The sequence below is a fragment of the Sutterella parvirubra YIT 11816 genome, assembly GCF_000250875.1.
Lineage (GTDB): Bacteria > Pseudomonadota > Gammaproteobacteria > Burkholderiales > Burkholderiaceae_F > Sutterella > Sutterella parvirubra.
Genome location: NZ_JH604965.1, coordinates 12022 through 14564 on the forward strand (window position 1 = coordinate 12022; position 2543 = coordinate 14564).

Consider the following 2543-nt stretch of genomic DNA (forward strand, 5'->3'; position numbering starts at 1 on the left):
CCGTGCGGGCGGTTTTGAGGTGGTACGCGTCGCTCGCGACGCCCACCGCGAGCACCCCGGCGACGACGGCGAGAACCGCCGCCCCGGCCTTGGCGGGACGGGAGTACCCGAACCTGCCGACACGAGCGGAAGAAGCTTCGTCGGCTTCGTCAGCCTCCTCCGCCCCGTTGGCCCCGCTGCCCCGGCAGCCGCACCCGCAACCGCCGCACCCACCGTACGCGAGCCACGCCGCCGCGAGAAGCGCCGCGCCCGTCACGAGAAGGTTCACGCCGACGACGACCAGCGTCTCCAAGGTCACGCCCCAAACGCTTGCCGCGTGAAGCCCCATCGCCGCGACGACCGCCGCGATGAGGCGACTCCAACCCGAGTCGCCCCGCTCAAACCCCGCCGCGGCCGCGCCGACCATCAGGACGACGAGCGAGGCCTCGGGGATGAAGAGGAGCACCGGCACGAGGATCAGCACCGCCGCGGGGCGACGCCAACGGAGAAGCGCGCCGTCCGTACCGTCCGTGCCCTCCGTACCTTCCGCACCGTCACGTCGTCGCGAGAGCACCCAGGCAAGGAGCACCAGCGCGGCGGCCAACGCGTCGGGCCGTGCCGTCACCGCCGATCCTTCCGCGCCCCACATCGCCCTGGCCGGTCCCTCGACCGTCATCCCCATCGCGAGGAACGCGGAGAGCACCGCGCCGGTGAGCACCGGGGCCGTGAGGCCGGAAAGCCCGTTCAAAAAACTCCGTCCGCCGCTTGCGTCCTGCCCACCGTCATCCCTCTTCCCGGAAACCTTCAGGAGCCCCCAAAGCTCCGACGCGACCAACGCCGCCGCGAGGAGGATGTTGACGCGCACGCCCCAGAAGACGAAGGCGTCCGACCCGAACCGCTGAATCCTGGGCCAGGCGAGGAGCGCGCCCACCCAAAGCCAACGGTTTCCGAGAGCGGGGGCGGCAACGGCGAAGCCCGCCGCGGGCACGAGCCCCGGGAGCGCCTCGACGGGCCGCACGTCCATGAGAAGGACGAGCCCGGCCGTCACCGCCGCGGCGGTGAGGATCCGTTCGGAGGAGGTCGGCTTCAACGCCGCGCCGCGCGTCTTCGCGCGCACAACCCTCCAACCCCGCCAGAGGAACGGCACTCCGTAGAGCACCGCACCGACCGTCTCGGCCGGAAGCTTCAGCACGACCGTCGCGAAGCCAAGGAGAAACACGATGACGCCCGCGCCCGCGAGCACCTGAGCCCCGAGCACGAGCCCGCCCGGGCTCGGTGTCTCTTCGGCACCCTCCGCCGGATGCGCAGCGGACTCACCGCGACGGCGCATCCAACCGCCCGCCACGCTTCCCAACACCACCACGGCGACGGCGTTGATGAGCACCCCGGCGATCCAAAGGACTTCGTGCGCCTCGGTCATCTCCATGCCGATCCGCCCGAGGATGCCGTTCGCGAGGAGCCACCCGCCCGCCGCCCAGGCCGTTCGGGAAAGAAGCAGGTTGCGGCGGGTGACCGCGGTCCGGACGTCCTCCAACGCATCACCCTGACCTGCGGCCGTCCCGGCCGCCTCGGTCGTCTCAGTCGTGTTCCCGTGCTCCCCGTGCCCGTGGACGTTGGGAAGCCCCCGCACCGTGAAGACGAAGAAGAGCGCGGCCGTCACCGCGTCCTGCCAGAAGTACACGCCTTCGTGCCCGAGGAACTCCCCGAAGAAGAGCTGCCAGGTGATCCAACCGGCCGTCGCCGCCACGCCCGCGCCGAGCACGGCCGCGGAGAGCGTGCGCCAACGGAGCCCCAGGAGCGTCTCCGGAGAAAAGAGCGAGGGATGGGCTTCGAGCATCAGAACGGTCAGCCGCCCCAGGGCGCACCAAAGGGCCGCAACCATCATGACGGTCGGGACGTTCCAGCGAAATTCGAGGATCCAGAGGACGCCCGCCGTGAGGCCCAAGACCCAGGTGAGAAGGAGCGTCAGGGGCTCCCTCAGGAGCACCGCCCAGGGGAGCGTCAGGAGGGTCCAGATGAGAAGGAGCGTTTCGCTTCCCGCCCCGGACTGAAAGGTCTGCCCGTGCACGACGAGGAAGACCCCGATCGTCGCGGCGTGAAGGAGTCCGAGAACGTCGAGCGTGAGTCCCGAAGCGTGTTCCCGGCGGCGGGACAGGCCCCGCACGAGGAAACCGCCCGACGCGAGCACCGCGGCCCCGAAGACGCCGAAGCGCGCCGCAGGTCCCCACCCGACCCATTGCGAGTCGATGAGAAGCAGAAGCCCCAGGACGCAGAGGAGCCCGCCCACGGCGCGCCAGGGAAGCGCGCGGAGCGCGGAAAAGGTTTCAGAACGGTCGGCAGGCGGCGTCGCGGTGGTGCGGGACATCGGCGGCGTCTCCTTCGAAGAAGAGGTTTCGATGTCTTCGAGTATAGGGATCGGGTCGCCCCGCGCGCGAAGGCGCTTGTGAACCTCGGCAACCGAATGTGTCGGCGGCCTTCCTCACCCGAACCGCCCGGATCGCCCGGACCGCCCTGCCCGTTCGGTCAGCCGCTCAGTCCTCGGGCGCGATCCCCATCTCCTCGTC

1 protein-coding gene is annotated in these 2543 nt (G+C 70.6%); it reads right to left on the reverse strand.

What is annotated here, in order from left to right; all coding sequences use genetic code 11:
- Nucleotides 1–2344: DUF2157 domain-containing protein (locus HMPREF9440_RS11665; protein WP_008542333.1), on the reverse strand; the 2344-nt coding region annotated here is incomplete at its 3' end.
- Nucleotides 2345–2543 lie beyond the last annotated feature (199 nt).